Annotated in this window: 4 protein-coding genes; all 4 read left to right on the forward strand. The window is 72.4% G+C overall.

Annotated elements, in window-relative coordinates; genetic code table 11:
- On the forward strand, positions 1 to 791 hold a 791-nt coding region (locus SACSA_RS26550), incomplete at its 5' end, for a helix-turn-helix transcriptional regulator (protein ID WP_019813083.1).
- A gap of 139 nt (positions 792 to 930) precedes the next feature.
- Positions 931 to 2,184 (forward strand): beta-ketoacyl-[acyl-carrier-protein] synthase family protein, encoded by a 1,254-nt coding sequence (locus tag SACSA_RS0102065; RefSeq protein WP_028661442.1) that lies wholly within the window; start codon positions 931 to 933, stop codon positions 2,182 to 2,184.
- Positions 2,184 to 3,353 carry a beta-ketoacyl-[acyl-carrier-protein] synthase family protein gene (locus SACSA_RS0102070; protein ID WP_198008911.1) on the forward strand — a complete coding sequence of 390 codons (1,170 nt, stop codon included), beginning with the start codon at positions 2,184 to 2,186 and terminating at the stop codon, positions 3,351 to 3,353. The genes SACSA_RS0102065 and SACSA_RS0102070 overlap by 1 nt, the downstream gene beginning before the upstream one ends.
- Positions 3,350 to 3,968 (forward strand): beta-ketoacyl synthase N-terminal-like domain-containing protein (locus tag SACSA_RS21095; protein ID WP_019813086.1); only part of this gene is annotated, 619 nt, incomplete at its 3' end. The genes SACSA_RS0102070 and SACSA_RS21095, both read left to right, overlap by 4 nt.

Below are 3,968 nucleotides of genomic sequence, written 5' to 3' on the forward strand. Positions count from 1 at the left end.
CCGACGACCACCGGTGCCTGCGGGCCGTCGAACCCGCGCTCGCGCTGCCCTCGCTGGCCGCGAGCAGGCTCAAGGGCGGCACGCGCCGGTCGGAACTGCCCGCGGTGGCCGCCGTGGAGTCCTTCGTGCGCGGTCACGAACGGGCCACCGACCGCCTGGGTGAGGTCACTCCCCTGCGCACGCTCGACGAGCTCGCGGCCGCCGCGGAACGTGTGGTGACCAAGGCCCGCACCGAGGTGGTGTTCTCGGTGCGGCAGTACGTGCCGGACTCGTTCGAGTTCTCCCGTCAACTGGTCGAGTACCTGCTGCGGCGGGGGGTTCGGGTGCGCACCGTGTGGCCCGCCGAGTTCACCCGGTGGCCTACGGTGCGGCGGCACTGCGCGTGGCTCAAGGCCCGGGACATCCGTCCCCGCATCGTGCCCGCTGCCGCCTTCGGGCGGGCGGTGGTCGTGGACGGTTCCGTGGCGCTCACCCTTGAGGAGGCCGGCGGCGGACGGCTCGAACGGTGCCCCGAGGTCGTGGACTCGCTGCTCGCCGAGACCCGGCGGCAGTGGTCGGTCGGCACCGACCTGCGCGACGCCCTCCCGGTGCCGCCGAACGGCCTGAACCAGCAGCGCTACGAGCAGGTGCTGCGGATGCTCGCGGACGGCCTCACCGACGAGGCCGTGGCGCGCAGGCTCGGGGTGAGCGTGCGGACGGTGCGCAACGACGTCGCCTCCACGATGAGCGCGCTGGAGGCGTGCAGCAGGTTCCAGGCGGGGGCCCGCGCGGCCCAGCTCGGCCTCATCTGACCACGCGTTGCAGTTTCGTGCACGGGGCGTTGGCCCACTGCCCACGATCGGGTGAAATTGCGCTCGGCTCCCGGCGGAACCCGCACGGGAACGACGTTTCCGTGGCAGAACGCAGTGGAATTGTGAGGCCGTTGTGACCATGTCTTCCGATAGTCAGCCGAACGGACACCGGAACGCGTCCCAACGGGTCGTGCTCACCGGCCTCGGCGTCGTATCCAGCATCGGTACCGGGGTCGCGAAGTTCGCGGACGGACTGCGGCGGGGGCAGGTCGGCGCCCGTCCGATCACCGCCTTCGACACCACCGGGTTCGCGCACGCCACGGGGTGCGAGATCGTCGACTTCGACCCGGACCGGTGGGTGTACGAACTCGACCGTGCCGAGCTCGGCCGCGCCAGTCAGTTCTCCGTCGCGGCGGCCCGCATGGCCGTCGCGGACGCCGGTGTCGACGTGGAGCTGCTGCGTTCCGAGCACAACGTCATCTCGATCGGCACGACCGACGGCGAGTCGCGCGACCTCGACGCACTCGTCGAGGCCGAGGTGCGCGACGGCCCCGAGGCGCTCGATCCCCAGCTCGCACGGCACGTCCCCGCGGGGCGACTGTCCACAGCGGTCGCCGCGGAGCTCGGCCTCACCGATGTCGAGACGATCACCATTCCGACCGCGTGCGCGGCGGGCAACTACGCGATCGGCTACGGATTCGACGCCGTTCGCGAGGGTGCGGCTCGGTTCGCGCTGTGCGGCGGCGCCGACGCCATGTGCCGCAAGACCTTCACCGGCTTCTACCGTCTCGGGACCATCGCCCCCGAGGCCTGCCAGCCGTTCGATGTGGACCGTAAGGGCATCCTGACCGGTGAGGGCGCCGGAGTGCTGGTGCTGGAGAGCCTGGAGTCGGCGCTGGCCCGCGGTGCGCGCATCTACGCCGAGGTACTCGGGTACGGGCTCAACTGCGACGCACACCACCAGGTGGCGCCCGAGGTGTCCAGCGTCGGCGACTGCATGCGGCTCGCGCTCGACGACGCCGGGGTGAAACCGGCGGAGGTGGACCTGATCTCGGCGCACGGTACCGGCACCAGGGCCAACGACGTGACCGAGGCCGGCGCCATCCACGACGTATTCGGCGCCGATGTCCCACCCGTGGTGTCGGTGAAGTCGATGATCGGGCACACCATGGGCGCCGCCAGCGCACTGGCCGCCATCGGATGCGCGCTCGCGATCGACCGCGGTTTCATCCCGCCGACCGCGAATCACGTCACCACCGACCCGGAATGCGCCGTCGACTGCGTTCCCAACGAAGCCGTCGAGGCGGATCTGCGCGTGGTGCAGAACAACGGTCTCGCCTTCGGCGGGAACAATTCCGTGGTCATTCTCGGTAAATTCGAGGAGGTGGCGTGATGCGTGCCGTCGTCAGCGGAATGGGGGCCGTCGCCTCGATCGGCCGCGACGCCGACGAGGTGTTCCACTCGCTGTGCGCGGGCCGGACCGGGCTGGCGCCACTGCGCGGGTTCGACCGGACGCGGTACCGCGCGCGGTCGGCCTACGAGATCGACGACCGGCCCGCCGAGGGAGTGGACGTGCCGGGGCGGGCGAGTACCTGGCTCGCCGCCGCCGTGGCCGAGGCCGCCGGGCAGGCCGGACTCGGCGACGACCTGTCGGAGGTACCCGTGCTCGTCGGCACGGGCCTGCGCGAACTGCGCTCACTGGAACTGTGGTGGCAAGGTCAGGGCGAACTCTCCGCCGAGGGCCTGCATTTCGGCCCCGTGCTGCGGGAGCGGTTCGGCGCCACCGACACCCACACCTTCTCCAACGCCTGCTCGGCCTCGGTCTACGCCCTCGCCGTGGCGAGCGACCTGCTCGAGACCGGCCAGGCCGACACGGTGGTCGTGGCGGGCGTCGATGTGCTCACCGAGAGCATGCACGGCTTGCTCGAACGGGTGCACCCGGTGCCGCCGGAGCGGGTCCGGCCGTTCGACCGCAACCGCACCGGCGTGCTGATGGGTGACGGTGCCGCCGCGGTCGTGCTGCGCGCGGGCGAGTCCGGGACGAGCGGTGCGCGGGACACGCCCGTGCTCGGCCACCTGCGTTCGGTCGGGGTCAACTGCGACGCCTACCACGCCACCGCGCCGGACGCGGCGGGAATCTCCGCGGCGATGCGCGAGGCGCACAGCCTGGCCGGGGTCAAGCCCGCCGACATCGACCTCGTGCTGCTGCACGGCACCGGGACACTGCTCAACGACGAGGTGGAGGCCACCGCCACGCGGGACGTCTTCGCCGAGCACGCGAGCACGCCCCGGATGACCGCGATGAAATCCATGACCGGGCACACCTCGGGGGCCTCCGGGCTGATGAACCTCGTCGGCGCGCTCCAGTCGTTCGCCCACGGCCTCGTTCCGCCGACGGCCGGGCTCACCGATCCCGTGGACGAGGCGAGTTCGTTCCGCATGGTCACCGGCGCCGCCGAACACGCGGACGTGTCGGTGGCCCAGATCAACGCGTTCGGCTTCGGCGGCATCAACGCCGTCGCGGTCGTCGAGGCGGACGCGGCAGGGGAGCACACACGATGACCGCGCCGCACACCGCCGTGATCACCGGAACTGGCGTCGTCCTGCCCGGGGCGCACGACCCGGCGTCCCTGTCCGGGGGCAGGCCCGCCAGCGCCGAGCCGGTCGATCCGGCGCTGCTGGTGGGCCGCAAGGGCCTGCGTTACAAGGACCGGGCCACCCGGCTGGCCTACTGCGCGGCCGACGCGGCCCTGCGGGAAGCCGGGCTCACCACCGGGGACGGGCCCGCGACCGCGGACGCGCTCACGGTGCCCTCGGCCTCGACCGGCGTGGTCGCCAGCTCCACGCTCGGCAACGTGGACACCGTCGTGCGCGCGTGCGAGGTGATCCGTTCCGAGACCGTGACCGGCACCAGCCCGATGGACCTGCCCAACGCCTCCAGCAACGTGATCGCCTCGTCGGTGGCGATCCGGTTCGGGCTGCGCGGGCCCAACCTCATGGTGTGCAACGGCGCGACCGGGGGCCTCGACGCGGTGCGGTGGGCGGTCACGATGCTGGCCGCCGGGCGCGCCGAACGGATGCTCGTGCTCGGCGTCGAACCCGACACCGACGAGGCGCGGGCCCTGCTCGGCGCGCCCGCGCTCGACGGCGCGATCGCGCTCGTGGTGGAGACCGACC

Source organism: Saccharomonospora saliphila YIM 90502, assembly GCF_000383795.1.
GTDB lineage: Bacteria > Actinomycetota > Actinomycetes > Mycobacteriales > Pseudonocardiaceae > Saccharomonospora > Saccharomonospora saliphila.